General features: G+C 39.6%; 23 protein-coding genes. 5 read left to right on the top strand and 18 right to left on the bottom strand.

The features are described from left to right. Nucleotides 1-269 precede the first annotated feature (269 nt). Complete coding sequence (gene fabV, locus DL897_RS05930) at nt 270-1,457, top strand: enoyl-ACP reductase FabV (RefSeq protein WP_113658229.1); 1,188 nt, start codon at nt 270-272, stop codon at nt 1,455-1,457. A 99-nt stretch (nt 1,458-1,556) separates the two neighbouring features. Here fabV and csx20 read toward each other — a convergent pair whose 3' ends face one another. The 10 genes from csx20 to DL897_RS05880 form a co-directional block, all read right to left on the bottom strand. After that, entirely contained in the window at nt 1,557-1,973 is a 417-nt protein-coding gene (csx20, locus tag DL897_RS05925; RefSeq protein ID WP_113658228.1) for a CRISPR-associated protein Csx20, read from the bottom strand. Nucleotides 1,974-2,070: 97 nt separating this feature from the next. After that, complete coding sequence (gene cmr6, locus DL897_RS05920; RefSeq protein ID WP_206186494.1) at nt 2,071-3,204, bottom strand: type III-B CRISPR module RAMP protein Cmr6; 1,134 nt, start codon at nt 3,202-3,204, stop codon at nt 2,071-2,073. Continuing rightward, a complete protein-coding gene (gene cmr5, locus DL897_RS05915) occupies nt 3,201-3,623 on the bottom strand; it encodes a type III-B CRISPR module-associated protein Cmr5 (RefSeq protein WP_113658227.1) in 423 nt (140 codons plus the stop codon). The genes cmr6 and cmr5 overlap by 4 nt, the downstream gene beginning before the upstream one ends. A gap of 13 nt (nt 3,624-3,636) precedes the next feature. Next, on the bottom strand, nt 3,637-4,482 hold the full coding sequence (gene cmr4, locus DL897_RS05910) for a type III-B CRISPR module RAMP protein Cmr4 (RefSeq protein ID WP_113658226.1): 846 nt from the start codon (nt 4,480-4,482) through the stop codon (nt 3,637-3,639). A 2-nt stretch (nt 4,483-4,484) separates the two neighbouring features. Then, nucleotides 4,485-5,624 carry a type III-B CRISPR module-associated Cmr3 family protein gene (locus DL897_RS05905; protein ID WP_113658225.1) on the bottom strand — a complete coding sequence of 380 codons (1,140 nt, stop codon included), beginning with the start codon at nt 5,622-5,624 and terminating at the stop codon, nt 4,485-4,487. Beyond that, nucleotides 5,621-7,537 carry a type III-B CRISPR-associated protein Cas10/Cmr2 gene (gene cas10 / locus DL897_RS05900; protein ID WP_113658224.1) on the bottom strand — a complete coding sequence of 639 codons (1,917 nt, stop codon included), beginning with the start codon at nt 7,535-7,537 and terminating at the stop codon, nt 5,621-5,623. The genes DL897_RS05905 and cas10 overlap by 4 nt, the downstream gene beginning before the upstream one ends. Further along, nucleotides 7,534-8,622, bottom strand: coding sequence for a type III-B CRISPR module RAMP protein Cmr1 (gene cmr1, locus DL897_RS05895; RefSeq protein ID WP_168188667.1), 1,089 nt, complete (start codon nt 8,620-8,622; stop codon nt 7,534-7,536). The genes cas10 and cmr1 overlap by 4 nt, the downstream gene beginning before the upstream one ends. A 268-nt stretch (nt 8,623-8,890) precedes the next feature. After that, nucleotides 8,891-9,523 carry a lysoplasmalogenase gene (locus tag DL897_RS05890; RefSeq protein ID WP_113658222.1) on the bottom strand — a complete coding sequence of 211 codons (633 nt, stop codon included), beginning with the start codon at nt 9,521-9,523 and terminating at the stop codon, nt 8,891-8,893. Between the two features lie 24 nt (nt 9,524-9,547). Further along, complete coding sequence (gene cobT / locus DL897_RS05885) at nt 9,548-10,585, bottom strand: nicotinate-nucleotide--dimethylbenzimidazole phosphoribosyltransferase (RefSeq protein WP_113658221.1); 1,038 nt, start codon at nt 10,583-10,585, stop codon at nt 9,548-9,550. A 167-nt stretch (nt 10,586-10,752) separates the two neighbouring features. Beyond that, entirely contained in the window at nt 10,753-11,316 is a 564-nt protein-coding gene (locus tag DL897_RS05880; RefSeq protein WP_113658220.1) for a biotin transporter BioY, read from the bottom strand. A 193-nt stretch (nt 11,317-11,509) separates the two neighbouring features. Here DL897_RS05880 and DL897_RS05875 point away from each other — a divergent pair, with 193 nt between their 5' ends. After that, a complete protein-coding gene (locus tag DL897_RS05875) occupies nt 11,510-12,220 on the top strand; it encodes a S1C family serine protease (RefSeq protein ID WP_168188666.1) in 711 nt (236 codons plus the stop codon). Nucleotides 12,221-12,565: 345 nt separating this feature from the next. Here DL897_RS05875 and DL897_RS05870 read toward each other — a convergent pair whose 3' ends face one another. From DL897_RS05870 to DL897_RS05845, 6 genes are all read right to left on the bottom strand, one after another. Continuing rightward, nucleotides 12,566-13,123 (bottom strand): hypothetical protein, encoded by a 558-nt coding sequence (locus DL897_RS05870; RefSeq protein WP_113658218.1) that lies wholly within the window; start codon nt 13,121-13,123, stop codon nt 12,566-12,568. A 279-nt stretch (nt 13,124-13,402) separates the two neighbouring features. Then, on the bottom strand, nt 13,403-14,818 hold the full coding sequence (locus DL897_RS05865) for an MATE family efflux transporter (protein ID WP_240627304.1): 1,416 nt from the start codon (nt 14,816-14,818) through the stop codon (nt 13,403-13,405). A 382-nt stretch (nt 14,819-15,200) separates the two neighbouring features. Further along, nucleotides 15,201-15,521: a spore coat protein GerQ gene (locus tag DL897_RS05860; RefSeq protein ID WP_113658216.1), complete on the bottom strand. Its 321-nt coding sequence runs from the start codon at nt 15,519-15,521 to the stop codon at nt 15,201-15,203. Nucleotides 15,522-15,532: 11 nt separating this feature from the next. Beyond that, nucleotides 15,533-15,961, bottom strand: a complete 429-nt coding sequence (locus DL897_RS05855; RefSeq protein WP_113658215.1) for a cell wall hydrolase — start codon at nt 15,959-15,961, stop codon at nt 15,533-15,535. Between the two features lie 121 nt (nt 15,962-16,082). Next, nucleotides 16,083-17,144 carry a type 2 isopentenyl-diphosphate Delta-isomerase gene (gene fni, locus DL897_RS05850; protein WP_113658214.1) on the bottom strand — a complete coding sequence of 354 codons (1,062 nt, stop codon included), beginning with the start codon at nt 17,142-17,144 and terminating at the stop codon, nt 16,083-16,085. A gap of 145 nt (nt 17,145-17,289) precedes the next feature. After that, nucleotides 17,290-18,105: a hypothetical protein gene (locus DL897_RS05845; protein ID WP_113658213.1), complete on the bottom strand. Its 816-nt coding sequence runs from the start codon at nt 18,103-18,105 to the stop codon at nt 17,290-17,292. A 187-nt stretch (nt 18,106-18,292) separates the two neighbouring features. Here DL897_RS05845 and DL897_RS05840 point away from each other — a divergent pair, with 187 nt between their 5' ends. Further along, nucleotides 18,293-19,525, top strand: a complete 1,233-nt coding sequence (locus tag DL897_RS05840) for a DNA polymerase IV (protein WP_240627286.1) — start codon at nt 18,293-18,295, stop codon at nt 19,523-19,525. Then, nucleotides 19,522-19,857 carry a YolD-like family protein gene (locus tag DL897_RS05835; RefSeq protein WP_113658211.1) on the top strand — a complete coding sequence of 112 codons (336 nt, stop codon included), beginning with the start codon at nt 19,522-19,524 and terminating at the stop codon, nt 19,855-19,857. The genes DL897_RS05840 and DL897_RS05835 overlap by 4 nt, the downstream gene beginning before the upstream one ends. Before the next feature lie 457 nt (nt 19,858-20,314). Here the strand turns inward: DL897_RS05835 and DL897_RS05830 are convergent, their stop codons facing one another. After that, complete coding sequence (locus tag DL897_RS05830) at nt 20,315-20,617, bottom strand: hypothetical protein (protein WP_113658210.1); 303 nt, start codon at nt 20,615-20,617, stop codon at nt 20,315-20,317. A gap of 299 nt (nt 20,618-20,916) precedes the next feature. On the opposite strand from DL897_RS05830, the gene DL897_RS05825 reads away from it, so the two are divergent. Next, on the top strand, nt 20,917-22,239 hold the full coding sequence (locus tag DL897_RS05825) for a helix-turn-helix domain-containing protein (protein WP_113658209.1): 1,323 nt from the start codon (nt 20,917-20,919) through the stop codon (nt 22,237-22,239). 446 nt (nt 22,240-22,685) lie between these two features. On the opposite strand, the gene DL897_RS05820 is transcribed toward DL897_RS05825, so the two are convergent. Continuing rightward, nucleotides 22,686-23,609, bottom strand: coding sequence for a sporulation protein (locus tag DL897_RS05820; RefSeq protein WP_168188665.1), 924 nt, complete (start codon nt 23,607-23,609; stop codon nt 22,686-22,688). Between the last annotated feature and the right edge of the window lie 79 nt (nt 23,610-23,688).

Raw genomic sequence — 23,688 nt, 5'->3', positions numbered from 1 at the left:
TCTATCTAAAAATACGAAATAATCGTTTCTAATAATCTATTCCTCATTATATAAGGAAGAAAACCAGACTATTGACAAAGATCATCTCTGTGGTGTTTTTAATTAAACTGCTATAATAAAAAACATGCTACACCGTCTGTAGCACTGGACTAAAACATAGCAAATTTATACTTTTGATGTCTTTCTCTTATCTATTTTCGTTATACTAGTAAAGTGAAAGGAAATATTCTTTATCGAATAAGGAATTAGCTAAGGAAAGGGTTAGGAAAATGATTGTAAAACCAAAATTCCGAGGATTTATCTGTACAACAGCCCATCCAGAGGGATGTGCGCAGCATGTACAAGAGCAGATCAACTATGTCAAAAAGCAAGAGCGAATCTCAGGGCCGAAAAAAGTTCTGATTATTGGTGCTTCGACTGGTTATGGACTTGCTTCACGGATCGCTGCTACTTTTGGAGCTGGTGCTGATACCATCGGTGTATTCTTTGAGCGTCCTGCTTCTGGTAAAAGAACCGCTACCGCTGGTTGGTATAACACTGTCGCATTTGAAAAAGCAGCTAAAGAAGCAGGATATTATGCTAAAAGTATTAATGGAGATGCCTTTTCTCATGAAATTAAACAACAAACCATCGATCTTATTAAAGCAGATCTAGGACAGGTCGATTTCGTTGTCTACAGCCTTGCTTCTCCTATCCGTGTACATCCAGAAACCGGAGAAAAATTTCATTCAGTCATTAAACCAATCGGTCAACCTTTCACCAATAAAACCGTTGACTTCCATAATGGAACTGTATCCGAAGTCACGATTGAACCAGCAACGGAAGAGGAAATTCGACAAACCATTGCGGTCATGGGCGGGGAAGATTGGCAAATGTGGATACAAGCTCTGCAAAATGCAGGAGTATTAGCCCCAGGAGCTACCACCGTTGCTTATTCTTACATAGGTCCCGAAATCACTCATGCCGTCTACCGTGAAGGAACCATTGGAAAAGCAAAAGATCATTTAGAAGCAACAGCTAAAATAATTCATAATGATTTACAAGCGAATGATGGACGGGCTTTTGTATCCATTAACAAAGCACTTGTTACCCAGTCAAGCTCAGCTATTCCGGTAGTTCCACTCTATATGTCTCTCTTATTTGAAGTCATGAAGAAAAAGGGTCTCCATGAAGGATGTATCGAGCAGATGTATCGTCTCCTTCGTGACCGTCTCTATGCTGATACCACTAAAGTTGATACAGAAGGTCGCATTCGGATCGATGATTGGGAAATGAGAGAGGATGTCCAACAAGAAGTAATGGATCTCTGGCATCAGGCTAACACAGATAACCTGAAGGATATTTCTGATATTGAAGGTTACCGGAAGGACTTCTTTAGACTGTTTGGTTTTGAATTTGCGAATATCGACTATGAAAAAGATGTCGAAACAGAGATATCGATTCCTAGTATTCAATGAGCACGTTTTAATATATGATTCAAAAGCTAGATAACGCTTAAGTCTAAGCCAATCATTTTCTAAAAAGGTATTAAGAGTTTAAAATCTCTTAATACCTTTTTATGTAGGGAAAAATTCGATCTCATCGCCTCTCGGATACACGCGAAAGGTGACATGCTTAAAAGTATGCTGATTCCGTACAGTTCCATCTGGAAGCATAGTACTTTGATGTTCTCTGCGTGTTGTGGCATAAACAGGGATACGTTCATACTGAAAACACCAAGACACCACTAAAAATAACGCACCTGGTTCACCTTGAACCCAGACGAGATCCTGAGGTTCTGTTTCCTTTTCAAGCCAATTCAGAAGAGAGCGAAATGGATCCATCGGAAAAGATCCTTCTGGGGTGATTTGTGACCAGACATTTTGTAGCTGCTCTGGTAGAGCGACAAAAGATTTCACTTGCCAAACCCTTTGTGCTTCCTGCTTTTGCTCTGCTAATAACGGATGAGATACCAGCAGTACCATTTTTCTCATGGTTCATTCACCTTCACCTATTCCAATTTACTTCGATTGTATTACTAGAAAAAGACAGATCCATTCTCTTACCATCAACAGATCTGTCTATCGCTTCTTAAATATTTTCTCTATCCAAGATTACCCGAATCCGTTTAATCTTCGCCTCATTTTTCCCTTTGGGTTTCTTCCAATCTTTCGGTTTATATTGTTGATACCATCGAGCCAATTTTTCCGCGATCTCCATTTGCTCCGCTTTTGGAGTGCTCTCATCTTCCATTCGATTGAGCCATTTTGTTGTCAATGCAGCCATAAATTGATTGGGATCTCGGTCATAACCATCTTCTACCATTTCACGTTCGATGGGAGATAGATTAGCTAAAGCTCGTTTTCGTTCCTGCTCTTCTTTGCGTTTGTGGGTATGTTCCTGCCAAGCTTTTTGCTGTTTAAATCGTCCATATCCTAGTGCCGTTTTCGCCCCCGCTCCAATCCACTCTAGTGCTTCTTTTAACCATTTCTCCACCCTCTCTAAATCTTCCTGTCCGATTGCATCATTGTTCCGTGGAGCAATCGCAAAGAGAAAAGGTTGATCTTTTGCTACCACTAAATAGGGGATCGGTATAGGTGAATACCAATCACGTGGAGGATTCGCTTTATCCTGATAGTATGGCGAAAAGTGCGGAGTTAAAATCTCCATATCAAGCTGTATCGGTGCGGTCGCTATGGCATCAAAAAAAATGATACTGCCTGCCATTTCCCCACTATTTTTTTTAACAGAGCCAAAAATACGAGAAATGATCTCATTAGGGGTATCTGTCCATTCTTGTGCCCAATTACGTACGACCCCTTTAATAGAAGAGCCCGGTAGGTATGCTGTTCCTAAAGTAGGATGCCAAGCAAAGCCGTTTTCTACAGGATGTGAACGACCCAGTCCCGTCACAAAGCGCGTTGCGGTTTTCATAAAGAAAAGCTTTCCTCTTTGACTAAAGATTAAATCTTCCATTCGGGTAAGGGCAGCTTGAATACGCCAAGCTTGTCCAACTTTTTGTTGTCCATGGGTTAGCTTTTGAATCCAATTTCGTTTATGATTTCCCAATTGCCAAGATCGCTCATGTCCTTCATGCAATGTCCATTCACCACAAAATTTTTCATACCACAGGCCTATATTGGCATCGGGCGGACACTGCTTTAGGTTTTCTAATACAGGATCTTGGTATAATGGGCGATATCGATCTACCTTATGCCGGCTCATGCTTGTTCACTCTCCGGCTGCTTTAGATATGCCGTAGCCAACTTTTTATGCCATTCTAACCATGCAATAATTTCTGCTTGAATATGTTGATAAGTTTGGCGATCATGGTTCATAATTACTTGAATGAGATCAAGAGATTTTTGATCAGGATTTAGTTTCTTCGCTAGTGGGGAACGATGTAAAATCCAATGTTGTATATTTTCATATAACCATAAATGGGGATCATTTTTACTTCTCTTAGCTGCAGCGATCAGCTGTGCCAAAGCTTGTCCTAAGCCATTGATCAAAATATCAGCAGGCAAGCTAGTGACATAACTTGCATAGTCATCACCGAGCTGCTTCGCCTGATTATTTTCGATATCTTTCACTTTATCCAGTGCGTCAGCAGCTCGCTGTTGGTCTAATGTTTGATCTACCATAATCCATCCCTCCTCAATCGATCACTCGTGTTATAAACCAACCTTGTCCCACCGTTTCATTTCCACCCACTTGAATATAGGGTTGTTCTTCAAGGGTGTCTCTTAGTTCAGTCAAAGCCTTTTCTTTACCGGGTCTTGCAATCAGTACACTATACATCAAAGTATCAGGCGGAAGAGTCTCTTCGTACCATAATCCCTGACTCTTTTTCGTTACTTCATGCAAGGAATTACGTGCATAGATCGGAAGACCAAACTTAGCAAAATAGGCGAATTCATCATCAGGAAGAATGACCAGCTGTTCGGTTAACCGTTCTCGGATCGCCTGAATGGGAATGACTTGTTCCAATTGCTCTTTCACCTGATGAATTACATCAGGCTCCTCTTTAACAGTAAAAGAAAGCTCTTCCAAAAATACGTATCCTTCTTTACTTTCTGCTACAATTGCTTCTTTCTTCACCGTTTCTCTTAGCTCAGATATCATCATCTTCTTGTTAATCATCGCTAAATCACGGGCATAACGTTCTAAAATATAAGGGCAGGTAATCCAACGAAAATGCCCTGTTAGCGAACGAACAGGTAACAATAATAAACGTGCGTCGGAAATACTTACCCCACCCGCACCATCTCCGCTTCCAAAAATTTCAAAAACTTTACCCTTCGCTTCAGATGGGAGTTCTGCTTCCACTTTCCATTCTTGCTCCACTTTATTCCGAAGTGCTCCTTTAAGCCCTGACCCTGCTACCATTGGATAATGGGTCGTTGATTCACGTGCTACAGGTAAATCGATGACACTAAATACTTGTCCAGATCCAGGATGAATGGATGTCTCGGCAAACATGCCCATAATAAACCCTTTCATAATTATGTAACCCCCTCTTCTTTCCAAATCCCAATCACAATTTCTCCCATTCCATACTCCTGCATATCCCCTGTCAGTGTTTGATGCAAAGCTTCCACAGCTGCTTTTGATTCATTGGATATCTCAAAAAACCATGTACTTCCAGCTGGTATTAACGAAAGGAGAGGTCTCGGTCGTCCCTCTTTTAAATTCCATCCACCTAACTGCATGACTTTCCCAATGCTTGCCGAAACACATTCTCCTGGAATCTTAGGAGGTCCCAGACGAATTACGTCCTTTGTATTCTCATAGTAACCAGGTGTAATTAAGCTTACAGTAAATCGAATCTTAGACTCCCCTGTTAAAACGATATCAGGTAGAGCCCCAAAGTCTTCTTCCAGAAGCTGGTTTGTCTCTTCTTCTCCCAACACCTGAACATGTGCTGATCGACCTTCCCCACCTAGTGGAATGCCGAACTCTCCCGTTGGATGCCACTCATCTGGAATTCCTTCTACATACACCAGTATTTCTAATTCCTGATCTGGACGAATATGCTGAACCGTATATAAGTGATGGTCTTCAGCTTTACGCGTTTGGTTATCACGAGCAATCCCAATCCGCTTTTCTTCCTTCCACAGATCTTCTGTCAGATATATCTCATCCCCAGAAGGTTGGCCGCCTGCTAATACTTGTTTGAGCCCTGTCGCCGTTAACCATACAGCTAATAAATCTCCATCTTCTATACGATTGACTAGCTTAGGCAATCGAAGCTCCTTGGTATGATCTAAATCACAATAAACAGACTGACCTGGAGCGAGGCGTGTAAGATCCCAGCCTTTCTCATCTTTCTTACCAAACAAAAGGAGAGGCGCAGGATATAATCTCTTCCCTTGGTAACGAAGATAGGGACCTTTAAAACGAAGACAACCTAAGTCGTTGTCACTCCCTAGCCCTTCTGGCAATGGATTAGACTTTCTTGGATCTTGACTCGGTTTCCATCCTTGTTTACAAGCTAGAGCTGTACGAATCGCTCCTTGTAATGTCTTCATCGTAGGAGGAAATAAACTTTTCGGTTGACTAGCGCCTTCTTCTCCACGATGAAAAGGGGTACCATCACGAATAAACAAGGTATCTAGAGCACGAAAAGACCAAAATCGACTCATCTAAACTCCCCTCCTCTCTGCCCTAAAAAGCGCACAAGCAAGGCTCCCGCGATACTAAAATGATCATCTTGGATCAATTCCTTCTGTTCATACCGGCTTCGAAAGCAGACATTTAACAACGCTTTAATTTTCTCCTCTGCTTCTTGATGGTGAAGCCCAGAACCTTCTTGAATCCGTAGCAAATCAGCGGTGATGAGATGAAGTAATATCTCCCGATTTTCTTGTTGGTCCTCTTTAAATTTCGGATACTGCTCATACAACTCACGTAACTTATAAAGAAAGCTACTACTAACCAAAGCTTGTTCCGATTGGAACTCAATCGCCAGCTTTTCTAAAACCGTTCGCTTATGATCACTTTTCTGATCATAAATGATCTCCCATGGTGCTGACCATGTTAAATCTATACCTGAGCTCTTCCATACGCTGATCGCTAAACTATTTCGCCCAGACTTTTCTTTCGCTTCCTTATCTAATAATTGATGAGCATGTTGTAAGACCTCTTGTAGTGGAGCTCGATAATGCGCATAAACAATGGCAGCGGAAATAGTAGCATCATCGGATGATTCCATTATTTTGGAAAAGGAGGTCATATATTTTTCACGTAGCTTTACCACCACTGCCAAAGCTTGTTCCATTGGAACCATGGCTAACACATCGTCACCACCAGCATAAATAGTGACTCCTTGATGCTCGCTTACCAGTAGCTCGATTCCCTCTGTAAACTGAGCCAGTGATTGGCTTACAAGCTTTCCGACTTTCCCTTCCTTTTCTGACCTCTTTTGCAACAACGCACCTAAACGATCCCCATCCATTAAAATCAAAGCATAATACGGATTCGGTTCCTGCTTGTCCATCGCATCTATCAACTGTTGATAGGATTCTTTCATTCGTTGCCGTTCTTTAATTAAACCTTTTTCAAAATTCCGGTCATTTTCCATATAGCTTTGATAAAAAGCTTGACCTTGCAATTGAGTAAACCCATACTTTGACAAATGAGGTAGTCCAAAACGTTTGGGGTACTCACTCATATCTACCTTACAAAGTCTAGCTGCTTCCATATAAGCCTGTGCTTCCTGTGGAGCTTGCTTTACAACTTCGGCTAACCAAGGAATGATGGCAATATAGGCAGTCGAAGGAAAAAGCCTTGCTTGATCTGGGAAATCCCAACCAATTGCCGCTTTTGTAACCTCTTCTTTAACAAAAAAGCGTTTAATTAAGCCAATGGTGCTGAGCCGTTCATCAAGCCCCAGATCAAAACCTTTTAACCGGTTTCGTAGTGATTTCCAAAACTTCCGTTGCTTATCACCACGAAAATGCCCAGAAACCTCTTGTAGAGAGCCCATTAATGTACACTTATCCCCAGGCTCTTCTGGTGGAATATAACTACGCCAGTTTTTACGTCGATCGAGTAGATCCTCCTCTTCGCCTATAACCCATGCCATTTCCCAAAAATTTTGTGTCTGGCGATCCCAAATAGCACGTGTTCCTTGTCCTAAATGAGCAATCGGGGCTACCGTATAGTTCCACACTGCTTCACTTACTCGTTTCCAAGCTTTAACCACCGCTTTTTGACAGGCTTGGGCACTCTTGATAGGATCTAATCCTTCGGGTACCTCTGCTTTAAAGCGATTGGGTAAAGAACCAATCCACGGTCCATCTTGAGGAGCTTGCCCTTTTAAACACGCATCAATCGCTTGGAGTAAAGGATCGTGTAAGTTACATTCTACTCCTTTTCGCTCATGGACATAAGGAAAAACAATATGACATCCTTCTCGAATGGCTGCCATCATCGCATGTCCGGATAAATAGGACAAAAGAAAAGAGCTCGCGAGCAAGTCACGGGTACGACGTGACTGGGCCACAAATCCTTGGACTGGACCGATCGTAAAATGGAAATGCGTCTTTTGGCTCACAAACTCGCCCCCTGACTATATCCTTGCTCAACAAGATAGTTTTTAAATTCCTCTAAAACTGTTTGATGATGAATGTGAACATTTCGACTTTGACCTTTATCCATCTTTTCTATCTGAGGGAAAGGTGCTGACAATACCGAAAAAAATGGATAAAACTCCTTGCCTATTCTTACAATCCTCAGCCAGACTGGAGAGGCAACTCGATTCCCTTCCCTTTTTTTTGGTTGAATTATCACCTTATTTGGTAGGATCATCGGTAATCCTAATGCTACACGGCGGATTCCTTTTTGTTCTCGAAATTCCTTAATACATTTAGCACCATAGGCTAAAGCTTTCTCCCAGTGAGCAAAACCAGTACTAGCCAGATAAAAGCCTGTTTGTTGGTTTATAACCGTATGTGTTGGGCTCTCTGAATAATTTACAAACCAGCTATGAATGACTTTAAGGCTATGCATAAAAGCTTTTAGCCAATCCTGACTTGTTTGCTGTTGATGTGCAATATGTAACTCTTTTAATACTTGTTGTGCCAATGAGTCGGGTGGTGCCTCCCAGCTCGATAACTGAACACTACCAAACCCCCGACGACTTCGTGCTCCTAGTCCTCCAACATGACCTAATAACCAAATACTTGCCATGAGCTCCTGCCAGTTTCGTTTCTGACGCTCTGTGTTAGTCTCTGGTCGCAGTACCAGTTGAATCTTAAACTCTTGATCAGGTTGAATATAATCTCGCTCTAACTTTTTGGATCTTAATGAAAAGCTTAGATAAGATAAGTCTTTACTAAAAACAGGATCAAATCGACGGCGGATATTTTGCTTCACCTCCTCCGTCGAGACGTCACGTAGTAAAAAGCGGCCTAAGCCAGCTCCAGAACCTGTTCCCCCAAATAACTGCTCCTCTAAGCTTGCACCAGTAGATTCTTTGTCTAATTGATTATATTGAGGTTGAATCGCGCGATACCAATACCGAAGCGCCCCTTTAACCGAGGGTAAACGAATTTCCGCTTTATCTTGTTCGGCACCTGATAAAAAAAGTGGCGTGACGACTTGAAATGTGACGGTTAATGTCTCGCGAGGTAAATCCACCCTGTCACCTCCAAACATGCCTTTTTTGTAAGTTAACCTGATTCAACATATTCCCTTTTCTTATCATGAATAATCACCCCCTTGCTTTTTTTCAGTATAAAAGCAACATTCCCTTTTAGGGAAATGTTGCTATAAACCATAAATCTATAAATCATGTTACATAATTTGATCAAAAATCTAGATCTTTTCTAGATTCAGATGGGGAGAGAGTGAGTGAGGAAGCGATGAGCGACTGATTTAGAAGGCAGCCTCTCTATTCCTGTGAACATTAATTAGCCCCAACACTTAGGGCAATGCAGTATTGAGCAAAATAATAACTGGTCATAACACCATACGTTCCCCAGCGTAATGGTTTCACAAAACGATTCCATGCCAAAATCGCATCTGATAGATAAAAAGAAAGAGCGCCCGCTATAAGCAAAGGTTGTCCACTTAAAATTCCTTGATATACCATCAATGAGATGATGACCATATACAGTGCTACTGGTATCAATAACTTTATAGAGCCTTCTGCAACTATCCCTGGACGAAGCAGTAATAAATAAATAATAAAAAGAGAAACCAGCACAATCGCCACAATTAAAGACTTCCATGAAAGCATATCATCTACAGGAAAGGCAACTACATAAATCACATGGGCACAAAAAAAAGCAATTAATCCGTGAATAAATCGATCATTAGGTAACATAAGAAATATGTCACCAATCACTGAAAAAATGAGTCCCAATAAAATCAACCAATCATAGCTCTGTTGGGTATCTAAAGATACTCCTACTATTCCCATAATGATAAACATGGTGCCAGGCTTTAATAAATACATCCATGTTGTCGCCCTTTGTGATACAGCAATGAAATAAGCCATCCCTGCAATTCCCGTAAAAATAGATAGGCATGCAATCATCCACTTGTTTCCTTTCTGTCTCAATTAATTCGGATTTGGTAACCCCAGATCAGCAAAAGTTGCCATTTCACGAACAATCGCAACAGCAGCATCTATCAGCGGAAAGGCAAGCGCTGCTCCACTTGCTTCTCCCAAACAAAGATCCGCGTGAATAATTGGCTGTAAGTCAAGCGCTTGTAAAAGTACGAGGTGAGCTGGTTCAACCGATTGATGGGAGGCAAATAGATAATCTTGTACACGAGGTATTAACTTTACTGCCACATAGGCTGCCACAGTAGATATCACTCCATCTACTAGAACAGGCATTCCAGCTGATGCAGCTCCTATATATGCTCCAGCCATAGCTGCTACTTCTAGACCACCTACTTGTGCTAAAACCTGCAACGGCTTTTCTGGATCAGGTTGATGGAGTGCTAACGCTTGCTTAATGATATCTGTTTTATGCTGGTAACTTTGATCATCCAGCCCCGTTCCGCGTCCCACTAATTCTTCAACTGGTCGCCCTGTAAAAGCAGCTGTAAGAGCTGTAGCTACAGTCGTATTCCCAATCCCCATTTCACCCACAGCTAATAACTGTACGCCTTGCTTTTTTAATTGACTAACCATGTCAATCCCAACTTGTATGGCTTGCTCTACTTCTGATTGTGTCATCGCTGGTTCTTCAGCAAAGTTCCGGGTTCCAAATCGGACTTTTTTATCGATCACCACTTCAGGTATTTCTTCTAAGTAACTACCTACATCCACCACATGGACATTTGCTCCAGCTAAATGAGACAATACATTGATCGCAGCTTTTCCATTCACAAAGTTATGGATCATGAGCCCTGTTACCTCTTGTGGATAAGCACTGACTCCTGCTTTCGCAATCCCATGATCTCCACACATCACTACAACCGCTTTTTGCGATACTTCAGGAAATGGATGACCCGTAATCCCTGCCAAACGTATCGCCATCTTTTCTAGCTGTCCTAAACTATGAAGTGGTTTCGTTAGAGAGTTTACCCGTTTGGTTGCTGCTTCCATCGCTTCGATACAAAGAGGATTAATATTTGGCCATTTCATTTACTTCTTCCTCTCTATTTGTCTGTTTATTTTATTCTAGCATAAAATCATTTTCGATAAACTCAGACTTCTCCATTTATAAAGGATGAACCTCTCTTTCAACCTTTTAGTAAACATCGTAGAAGAAAGAGAGATTCATCCTCTAATCCAATCATACTCCAAAGATTTTACCTCTGAGGTCGCATACTGGGCATTGCCCGATATAAAGCCATAGCGATAGCTGTAGCTGCCACAGCTTTGATTAAATCACCTGGCAAGAAAATTAGGAAAGCACTAAAAAATGCTTTATTCAGTGGTAATCCAGTAACTGCGAGAAGCCATGGAAAGCCAATCGCATAAATCACTATGATCCCACCTACAACATGAGCTACTGTTAACTGCCAAGCTTTCACTTTTCCAGCTCTTCCCCATTTTTCAATCATCCAGCCAATAACGAATGCAGCAATAGGCCAACTTAGAATATATCCTCCTGTTGGACCAAGAATCGCTGCAAGCCCACCTTGACCACTTGCGGAAAGTGGCAGACCAACTGCAATCAGAGCAACAAATACTAGAATACTCGCTGCTCCCCAGCGTGCTCCCAAAATAGATCCGGCCAACATAATGACCAGTGTTTGTAATGTGATCGGTGCTGGAGCCATCGGAATAATAATTTTGCCTCCAATCACGACTAATGCTACAAATAAAGCAGATAAAATCATATGACGAATCGATAAAGTCCTAGCCTGCATGATCCACTTCTCCTTCTTTATCAATCACTTATTTATTAGTGAAAAACAAACCATTCACATTGTCAATACAAATTTCATTAAGGTTGACAATATCTTTAGGCTAAGAAGCTATCATTTCGCCCTGTTCAGACTACTCTTTGTAACATACGATACTAAAAAGATTGGATCATACGGACTCGATAGGAGTGATTTGATGAATGAACGAAAAATACGTATCCTCCAATCCAAATCAACTTTAGCCGCAAACCATCCCGTCAATCATTTTGTTTCCATTGTTCGGCGTGTTCGGAATAGTGTTGTCTCTTTAATCATCAAAAAAAAGCCTCGAATTGAAGCCTTTTACGATGCTGTCTGGAGCCAGCTCTTTACCGAGAATGAGCATGATTCTTATCAATTCGGTTCAGGATTTATCGTTCATCCCAAAGGTTATATATTAACCAATGACCATGTCATTGAGCAAGCAGATAAAATCGGGGTGAAGGTAGAAGGTGTGAAAAAGATATTTTTAGCAGAACCTCTCTTAAGAGAGCCTGAAAAAGATTTGGCCATACTTAAAATTCATCCATCTCGACCGTTAAAGTCAATCGCTCTTGATTCTTCCTCAGATGTTGAATTAGGTGAATGGGTAATTGCCATCGGCAACCCATTTGGTCTTGAGCAAACAGTGACGACTGGGATTATTAGTGGTAAAAATCGCCCTTTACAAGCAGGAAAGCGTGTCTATCCTCGTGTCCTTCAAACTGATGCTGCTATCAATCCCGGGAATAGTGGTGGACCCTTAATTAATATGTTGGGGAAGGTGATTGGTATTAACACCTTAATTATCTTTCCCTCACAAAGTATTAGCTTTGCTATTCCGATCAATGAAGCAAAACCTCTACTTGATAAAATCAAAGACGAGTAACCAGTCGTTTCATCTATCGCCAGCACGATCTAATGTAGCGATAAGCGATCATTCTACATGTTTCACATTGAAACCCTCATATAAGAGGTAAAAATCGACTTGCTTCCATAGCAGCCTGTACCTCAAACCTGCACGGCTGCCAGCACACCGCCTAAGTCTCGCTTTAAGACATAGAAAGTTAGCACAGGATTTTGTCTAACCCTCCCCACTTACACCTTAGCACTAAGTCGATTAAACACTGACCACTCTTCACTTAGCTCTAAGCACTTACCTTGTTTAACAAATAGTCTATGGGCATTTTAACAGGTTTCCTACGCTACAGAAGCAAATCCATGATTGGTTTTTCTATTCTTCAAGTCCGCTGATCTCTGTCGTCGCATTAGCAATTTGTAAGGCAGCATCCACTTTTTCCATAAATTCAATATTAAAGTCATTCACTTTTTCTATTTCTTGTTTTGGAAACAAGTATAATAAATCAGCTGAATCGACTAAGTCCTTCTCTTTGCGAGAGTTAAAACGTTCCACCTCAGCCTCTGCGCGACGAATCGCTTGATCACAAGCAAAAACAAGATTTTGATTCATTTCAATCAAATGGTTCTTATATATTAATGCTTCATGGAGGGTAAATGTACGCCCTGCCACAGTAATTTTCGTTTCCAAATTTGTTCGATCAATGGCTGTTTTGATGCGGAAGAAACGATTAGCCAAATCGTGATATGCCTGAATTTTAGCTTGTACTTCTTTTTCAGCATGCTTCACACTATATTCCTGATTGGCTCCCTTGATTCCCCAAGGGTGTTTCTTTTTAGAGCTCCATGCAGAATATTCCGCTAGCTCGGACTGAATCTTATCCATCCGTTTTTTAATCAACTTTAGTTCAGATAGTCCTTGTTGAATCAGCATGTAGTAGCTCCTCTCTACTATAAAAAAAACGTGCCCTTTCATTCTAACAAATTAACCCAATCCAAACAATGTAAATATTTCATTATATTATAGATTTATATTTTTCACAGCGAGCGAGCTACTTTTCATTTTTATGATAAAAAGATGAAGAATAATGACAAAAACTAAACATTTTAACCCAATAAAATTAGGCTTCTCTTCCTGTTTATATTTATCATCAGAAAAGAAGCCTTTATTATTTAAAGTTATTTTATTTATCCACGACAACCAAGCGCACGATCATGAAGAAGAAGAGACATTGTTTTCAAATAAATTTTGATGTGATTTGTTTCGCCAGAAGAAGTGGTAATACATATATTGCGATAGGACAGATACGGTAAAAGCAATCGGGTAAGCATATAAAATACCTTTTAAACCAACCGAATGGGATAAGAAATAAGCGAGTGGTACTTGAACACACCAGATTGAAACAATTCCAATGAGTGTAGGCCACAAAACCGTACCACTTGCACGCATCATTCCCGCTAAAATAGTACTATGTCCAAAAATGAGATAAGCCCATACAACTAAAAATAACATACTTTGCGCCAGATCTAATGTGTTTGTACCCACCAAAAATAAAGATAAGATAGGACGACTAAATATATAAATAAGGGTAACCAAGAGACCTCCCATCAAGTAGTTCATCCATACGGCACTACGTAGTAAATCTTTTAATCGATGGGGTTGGTCTGCACCAATCAACTGCGATCCAAAAATTCCTGTGGCCATCCCTAAACTCAAAGCTGGCAATTGAACATAACTAATAATCTGAACCATCGCACCGTATGCTGCAGCAGCTTGTGCACCGTACTGATTAACAAATGATATCACTGCAATCACGGATAAGGACACAAATACCATCTGAATACTAGTAGGTATACCAATTTTGATCATTAACTTCAAAATTTGTCTATCCATTTTTAGATTTTTCAAATAGGAAGGACTTAAGGCTAAAATATGTTTCGTCTTATATAAATAAATAAAAAGAATGGTCATGGAAATCACTATAGCTATCACATTGGCTAATGCAATCCCTTGAATCGCTAACTTCGGCATTCCTAACCAACCAAATGCAAGAATGGGGCTTAAAACAATCGATAATATCGTACTAATCACAAGGAAATAAAAAGGTGTTTTCGAATCCCCCGTTCCCCTTAAAAAGGTGGTATAACAAATGTAAATAAATTGAATAGGTAAGGATGCAAATAAAATTTGCGCATAATCAACTGCTTGTGGCATTGCACTTGGTGGAATTTTCACCACTTGTAGCAGTTCATGAGTAAAGAGTAGCCCTAACGCTGCAAGAACAATCCCCAAAAGAAATGAAAACTTTAAAGAAGTATTAACTGTTTCTTTTAAACGAGCTGTTTGTCCTCCACCATACGCTTGTCCAATCAAGACAGAACTTGCACTTCCAAGTCCAATAACTAATGAAATTAAGAAGAAAAGCACTGGCATGACAGAGCTTGCAGCCGCCAATGAGTTTTCTCCTAATCCCTGTCCCATGATAATCATACCTACTGTGCTTCCAAATGATTGAAGTGCATTGCTTAAAATCATTGGAATCAAAAAGATTAATAATGGTTTCCAAATCGCTTGCCCTGATGACAGAATATCACTATGTGTTTTCGTGATCTTTTCTTGCTTTGACATCACTTTCTCCATTTTTTCAGCAGATTCACTTGCTACTTGCTCGATTTCTTGATGTTTCTCTTTGTCATCTAGCATGATATTTCCCTCCTCTTATCCGCTTTTTATTTTATTAGAGACTGCTCTCTGCATTACCACTCATCGTTTCTTTACTCACTCCCGTTGTCTTCTTTCCGACGCCAAAAATGATTCGTTCTAATCCTAGGACTTATCTGGGCTGCTGATTGAATGATGCAATATGCTCTTATTATAATAAGTCTATATCATTCAAACTTTCCCCAAAATAAAAACCGGAAATCCCGGTTTTATCCATTTTATCAATTTTCTAACCTTTCAAATCCACTAGTTATATTATACTATTCCGTTTACGATTCCACTATTATTTTTATCCATCTTGTTCTGATAATCGGGCAGGCTTATCTTCAAATACAAAATAGTCAACATTAATATTCAAAAACATATGATCTTTTCCGGTTGCTTGGTCACGAACCACAAAGTAGTCTCGACCTACAGCTCGTAAGGTTCCGGTTACTTTTTTCGCATTCCATTGATTATTCTCTTCAAAAGTGAGATAGACCGTTATTTTTCTCCCTATATTCTTTGATAAAAAGTCCTCTGAGAAGTTCCGCTCTCTTCTTTGCGACACCTCTGGTTGAGGAGCAGATGGTTGTTGAGAAATATTAGCATAAGGGTAGTACCAGTACATATCATTTCCTCCTAAAACTGATAAATTCTTCGACAGTTTTGTATGGTAGGTGAATAAAAGCAATGGCTTTTATAGCGACCACTAATCGGTTGATTAAACCATCGACTAGGGCAAGCACCTACAGGTTTAAAAAACCATAACGAATATCTAGCAGGATGAAAGCGTTGACCATCTACAACTTTTGTTGCCAGACGAATATCCCGTTTCCTTGCCCGCTGGTAGAAATAGGGTCTTTGAACTGCTTCAAATCCACCAGGTGACTGAAAAACCATATCCCAAATACTGCGAATCCCTCTAAAATCTAAGCAGTTCCCTAGAACACGATTAACCCCTACATTTCCTACCATCAACATCCCTTGTTCTCCTTCTCCCTCTGCTTCTGCTCGCATGAGCCTAGCAAGTAACTTAATATGCTCGCTATTATGTGGGATGATTGCCATGGTATCACCTCTTATAGTTATGATATGTGCCCAAAACAAAAAAAGAACTCACCTTAAGAGTTCTTTAGTTCGTAGACAAAGCCTTATTATGCGACAGTTTCCCTGCGTAAAAGTTGTTCAGCTAAAATCTTCGACTATAATGATAATGGTCTAATCCGCGACTTTCACACCATTCCCTCGTTTCCCCCAAAATTACAGCAGGAACCCGTTGTAATTCGGATAAGCACTTTGCTCCTAGCATTGTCATTAAGATACGAAGCTGCTCATGCCAGCGATGAATGGTTTGAATCGTTGTTTCAACACCCTCTTCTTGAACACTACGTAAAATAGGGGAAGCCATCCCAATTACTTTGGCTCCTAGCACAAAGCTCTTGATCATATCTAATGGATTTCGAATCCCACCTGAGGATATTAGTTCCATTTGTGGATGAAACTTTTGTGCTTCAATTAAAGAAATGACAGTGGATTGACCCCAACGATATAGAAAATGATACTCTTGTCCTTCTCTTCGCTGGTTTTCTACCCAAATAAAATTAGTTCCACCACGCCCAGCTACATCGATTAGCTTTACCCCCACACTAAGAAGTTGTTCATACGTTTCTTTACACATACCAAATCCTACTTCTTTGACAATCACAGGCACTGGGGAGAATGATACGATTTGCTGTATCTTTTTCATTAATCCAGTAAAATACCGATCTCCTTCCGGCATAACTAGTTCTTGTGGCACATTTAAATGGAGTTGCAAAAAGTCAGCATGAATCATCGCAATAGCCTGTTTAGCCTCTTCAATAGAGCTATCGGCACTTAGATTGGCTAAAACGACTCCATTTGGGTTTGCTTGTCGGATTACTTGATAAGTTCGGGCTAGATCTGGATTATTTAAGGCAGCCTTTTGTGAGCCTACAGCCATGCTTAACCCTGTTTCTTTGGCTACAAGCGCTAAGCGATAATTAATCTCTTCTGTTTTATAAGCTCCACCTGTCATCGCATTGATTAACAGGGGAGATGCTAGTTCTTTTCCGCCTAAGCTAGTCTGAAGCTTACAATCGGATAGATTTACCTCTGGAAGAGACCGATGTACCAACTGAATATCATCAAATGCAGATCTCACTTCCTGATTGGACTGTAAAGCAAACTTCAAATGATCTAATTTTCTCTGCTCTCTAGAAATAAGTCTCATCTCCCTCTATTTCTTGTTCACCGATGAGAATGATCTTTTCTATAGTTTCCCATTCCAAATATATTATTTATATTTCCCTTTCTCCATCAAAAATTAAGACACCGCTCTCTCTTCATTCGGTGTCTCAAGCAAATAAACTGACAACTTATAAACACTGCCACAAAAACTTGCCCTTTGGTTTTTCTGGATCGGGATCAATAAACAAATAACCAATCCCAGAATCGGCAAAGTTGGCGAAATCGATACTATAGATCGGCTCCTCACTCTGATCACTTTGATCCATATAAACCCAAAACTTCTCTCCTATATTCGGAGTTATTTCATAATAGTGATCCCCATAGTCACTAACTTTCCTTTCCAAGTAAATCTCTTCTTCTGGCGGGATCATTACCTTTAACCCAGAATCAATTTGTCCAGCAAAATAATAAGGCTTACCATAAGCTTGTGGCCACTGTAACCATTCTGGAAAACCGCCTAACTTCGTGGACTCAATCTCTTCTGGAATCACTCCATCTAAAAACCATTCATGATATTGATCCCCATCTAACAGTCCTTCCACCCATTGATTTGGCACTCCATCTTCCTTCTCGATCCAATTTACTATACGAGCTTCGGGTAATATTTCTATATCCTCAAGTGGCGCAAAAGTAGTCCCGCCCTTTACCTGTTCTGGTTCTAAAATCACGACGGCATTCGCTCCGCAATCAGCGTCCCAAGTCGCGCAATTTCCTTCATTTTGTTCACATTGAAACAAATACAGCACTCTACCTTCTTTACCCAAGTTTAATCGTTCTTTGTGATGACAAAATTGAGCAATCAAAGACATTGGCTTTCCACACTCTTTACAGTTTGGCCATTTCTCTGGTGCGAGTCCCCAAGGTAATCCTCCATATTGTTCAACAAACTGTGTAGATCCTGGTAATAAAGTACCTAGATATAACTCTGGAACATAATAACGCATGATTTTCACCTCTATAGAATATATGTTCCTATCTTAACTTACTTTTTTCTTTATAACAACTATCTGCATCGTACCATCTGATCAGCCACAATAAAATGTAAGTATTTCCCACTACTAACAGAACATGCATTCTCATATAATACAATATAAGAAAAAACAATCATACGTTCGACTATCGAGGTGACTCTTGATGGACTCTGTTATTTTTCTTGTAGATATCCAATCCTTTTATGCAAGTATCGAAAAAGCACAAAACCCTTCTCTTCAATATCGCCCTGTTGTCGTATCAGGAGATCCCAAGCGACGTAGCGGTATTATCTTAGCAGCTTGTCCCATTGCTAAGTCATATGGGATTAAAAATGCAGATACTCTATGGGAAGCGGAGCAAAAGTGTCCTCAATTAGTGGTCATTCGCCCACGTATGCAACTTTATTTGGATATCTCCATTCAATTAACAAAAATCTTAGAGCGATTTAGCGATCAAGTTGAACCTTATTCCATTGATGAACAGTTTATCGATGTAGGTGGAAGTGAAAAACTATTCGGTCCTCCTCTTGTGATTGCTCAAAAAATTCAACAAGCGATTTGGGAAGAACATCACTTATATGCTCGAATCGGCATTGGTCCTAACAAAGTACTCGCTAAAATGGCCTGTGATCATTTTGCTAAGAAAAATAAACAAGGCATATTCTGGCTAACCACAGCCAATTTCCAAGAACATCTCTGGCCTCTCCCTATTGAAAATATGTTCGGAGTTGGCCGTCGTATGTCACGAAACTTACGCCAAATGGGAATTCGTACGATTGGGGGATTAGCACATTTTCCGATTGAACTCTTAAAAAAACGCTTTGGTATCAATGGAAATGTACTATGGATGACCGCCAATGGAATTGACCTTTCTCCAGTCTCTACTCACTCATTTGATCATCAAAAAGCGATTGGACATCATATGACTTTACCGCGCGATTATCGGACAGCTGAAGAAATACGTGTGATCCTCCTCGAACTTTGCGAAGAGGTTTGCCGACGTGCCCGGACTCACCATCTACTGGGAAAAACCCTCCATGTATCTTGTCGAGGTGCTGACTTTGAAATTCCTACTGGCTTTCATCGCCAAATCACCTTAGCTGACTTTACCAATCAAACCATGGTGCTATTCAAACAAGCTTGGCAGCTATTTCTCCGCTATTGGAACGAGCAAGCAATTCGTTCACTCGGTATTCAATTAAGCAAGTTAATACCCGATAATCTGATCCAATTCAGCTTATTTGAAAATGAAAACAAACAAATAAAAATCGGTTATGTTATGGATGATATCAAAAAGCGCTTTGGTGATACAGCCATTTTACGAGCTATTTCCTTAACTTCTGCTGGGCAAGCTATCGAGCGTTCACAAAAAATAGGGGGACATTATAAATGAGCACCCTTGATCGAAAAAATAAATTATGGGAAGGAAGCCGCATGTTTTTACCCGAACACCGAAAAAATTTACTAGAACATTACCAAGAAGCCCAAACATTTACTCCACCTATTTTATCAGATGAAGCATGGCAAGAAATTAACCGTTTAATTATAGAAGGGCTTCATGATGAGTCTCCCTTACTTATTTATTACGTGAAACAAAAAAGCGCTCAGCAGTTTTGTGGTTTTATCGAAAAAGTCAATCCCTATGAACATTGGCTAAAAGTTACCAATGGACAAACTACCTGCACAATTCACTTTAAAAATATCTATAGAGTAGAATATCCATAAATTGATATAAAAAAAACCTCCTAGGATCGATTGATCTAGGAGGATAATGATCCAGTTCATCCGCTCATCCGCTTCAAACTCACAAATAGAAAAAGAAATAAGTCACAATTAGTTCAACAAAATTACCCTAGCCTACTTAACAAAAACCACCCTTGAATCAGATAGAAAAAATCGAGCAAAATTTTAAGTGATCCTCCTACTAGAAACATATCCATATATGCCTAGCAGATCCCAACTTTCCATGTAATCTTTAGTTAGGAATAACACTCCACAACTCCACATTACAATTATGTAGGTTACTCAAGTTAACACTACATTCGATGTTATCCTCTTAATCCACCACTCATCGATCCTCCACTTACTCCCGTCCAGTGATCCTTTTTAGCTCCATCTAGGAGTGATCTAGTTTTTGATCGAATTTGTCGCAGTCCGCAGAGTAGTCCATAAAATTGAAAGGCTAACAGAATACATCATATACCTTTCCGCTAATCAAAGTGATATGATCGCCAATTTTTACAGCTTGGCCGTCTAACAAGCAAATCTCACACTCTTGTTTGTCTGCCGTAGTTATTTTCACAACGAGTTCTTCTCTTTGAGGTGGACTAAACTCCAGATTCGCGAAGGCGATCGCCTCATCTTCTTGATTGATTCGCTCATAAACTTCTGTCGTATATTCCACCTTATACTGCGGATCAGACTGTACATGGTTTATAAACGTATGGACCTCAAAAGGCGATCCCATTACACGAAGCTTTAACATGTGAAAAATTCCCCCTTGGCATTTTTAAAAAATTAAAAGTGGAGTGCTATAGTCATATTTATTATAATTTATTCAGAACATTTGGTAAATATATCAAATTTCTAAGTAGCTTTCGCTATTATTGCAAATAAATGAAGGTAAATAAGCAATTTTAATCCGATTTGGCCTATTTTTGCAAAAATTTTTTGCAAGGATTTGTGTGTGAGAAAATTCGATAAAAAATAAACTTTTTAAGCAGGAAAATTGCTTTTTCTATCATATTATTATATATAGCCTATGCGAATATGAGGTGACCACCTTTGAATTACTCCGATAGAAAAAAATCAGGAGAATTGCTCCGTAAAATCCGCAAAGATCATGGATATACAATCGAAAATCTAGCTGATGATTATATATCCGCTTCGACCATTAGTAATATAGAACGTGGAAATCCTTATGTTAGTATAGAAAAAATTAATTACTATGCTGAAAAATTAGACGTCAATCTTGAACAATTATCTAATTTAATGACAAAAGAAAAAAAGAATGAAAAAAAATATCGACTGCAATTAATGTCCATAGAAAATATGATTGATCTAGTCGATCCAAACGCAGGGCTTGCTAAATTACGACAAATGAGTAGTGATTGCTTTTCGCATTGTCCTGGGATGATCAATTATCTAAAAGGAAAAAGCTACTATCGAAAAAATAAAGAAAAAGCAGAAACTTACTTTTTAAAAGCTATACAACAGGTCGAACAACAGCCCATTCTCGAAAAATCCAACATTAAACCTATTTGTTATAATGAGCTTGGTACCATTTATTTTTACAAGCACGAACTCGAAAAAGCTCTTCATTATACCCAAAAAGGAATTGACTCCTTTATTCCTGAAGGAGAGCGAAGTTATGTCAAGTCCATGCTATTAGCAAATAAAGCCATCTACTTAGAAGATCTGGGAAGATTAGAAGAGTCCATCCAAACCATTGACCAACTCCGTGCACAACCGGAAGAGTTTAAAAGTACGAACAGCACCTTAAGTATTTATGTTCTCCAAGCACGCATCTACCATCGAAACAAACTTTACTCACAAGCTATCACCTGTACAGAAACGGGTATAGAGCTAGCTCGAATTAATCGAATGCACGATCGCTCTTCAGAACTATGGACCTTACTTGGTAATATTTACTTTAGTTTGGAAAAAACTGAGGAGGCAGAAATTTGCTACTTGACAGCATTAGACCTTAAAGAGAAAATCAAAAAAGAACATTTGCTAATCTCTCCTTATACTCAACTAGGACTCTTGTATCTCGAACAAGATAAATTTGTAGAAGCAAAGCGCCCACTCGAAGACGCTGTCAAAATCGGTGAAAGATCAGATCATATTTTGCCATTTATTAGCGCATTAATTGCTTTAGGTAACTTCTATCTCAAACAAAAAAAATACTATCAAGCCATACAACCTTTTGAAAAAGCACTCGTCTTGGCTCAAAAGCATCACTCCATGGATCGCGAAGAGCAGATTGTAGTCAATCTGTGTTATTGCTATGAGCAGATTGGCGATATAGAGAGATTTCAGGATTACTCCAAGCGATTAGTAGAAGTAAAGTTTTGTAGTACTCCAAAGGGATTAGAATGCATTTAACCAAATGTATTCTTTTTTTAAAAAGGGGATTTCCATTTTTTTACCTATCTTATATAAATAGTAATATTTATATACAGAATGTTTTTCTAACCATATAAAAGGAGGTGACAATCATGTTAGGCTACATTCCAGATCCAACCAACGATTATATCCCTGATCCAACTGTTGACTAATCACTATTCGCTTTTTCTATCAATATAAACTTTCATTTCATTTTTTTGTAGGTATTATATATACATATTATATCCATTATGGGCCATTTTCCTTTATCCTTGGGAAATGGCCACTATTTTTCATTCTGGGTTCAACCATTTAAAAATAAAAAAACCGATTATTCCCTAGCATCGAGTCTAATCGGTTTCTACATTACTTTTTCAAAAAAGAAACATTGGCAACTACTGCATTATATCCTGATCCTATTCAATCATTTCTTTATTATCAACCGATCAATCTTCATCACCATCAAAAAAGTCATCCGCTGCAAAGTTTTGTTCTTCCTCATCTCCTTCAAAGACATCTTCCAAAGCATCTCCAATTTCATCTATGACTTCTGCTGCAATGAGTCCAGCAGCCACTCCTCCTACTGCACCTGCTGCTATTCCAAAGCCGGTATGCTTATGAATGCCCTGTGTTGCAGCAGAGTGGAATACATACGATTGTGGATTCTGGATCATTTCCGTAAGAATCTCTTGTAGATGGGTTGCTAACTGAGTTGGATCATCACAAAGGGGATTATCAAGCCAAATCTCACGTCGAATTTCCTTCTCACCAAAGAAAGAATATAGGTCAACCTCAAGTAAAAGACGTATTCCCGTCTCTTCCAGAGAAACGACAAATTCAACCTCTTCGATCTGATCTTTAAACATCCCGGTTGGCTTTAACTCAAATTCTTGCAAATAGCCGTTAAAGGAGCGTGAGTCATGCTTCTCATAGAATCCGATCTGTTCAAATGCAATTAGAGCATTTTGCAGTCGTAGTGGGGGTAGCACCTGAACAAAGTCTTTATCACTGCTATCTACGGCTCCCGCAATATCCAAATGAGAAACAAAATAATAGGAGATAGACGAACTTGAGAGAAGAAGATTCATTGGGAAAACATAAGAAACGGGAATACTCTTCCTCTCCTCTGGTTGAATTTTAAAAGGGGTATGAAACGGTATTTTCCCTACAGTTTGTGTATAATAATGATCTTTATGATAAATACTCATCACCAGCTCGATATCAATGCGGTTAATCTGCTGTTCAACCGTTCCTCCCTGAACGATGAGCTCACCACGAAGTGAATCACCTAAAGCATAATCCGATTTATCTAAGACAAAGTCAACTTTTGCTCCACCATGCCCCAATTTAGCTAAAAAGCTTTTAAACACAAATTTCTCCTCCAATATTTAGGAAAATCAATCTCGATTTTAGTCTATCATTCACATCAGATGGAATAAGTTAATATCA

The sequence above is a fragment of the Thermoflavimicrobium daqui genome, from assembly GCF_003313465.1.
Taxonomy (GTDB): Bacteria; Bacillota; Bacilli; order Thermoactinomycetales; family Thermoactinomycetaceae; genus Thermoflavimicrobium; species Thermoflavimicrobium daqui.
This window is presented reverse-complemented; position numbering and strand designations above follow the sequence as displayed.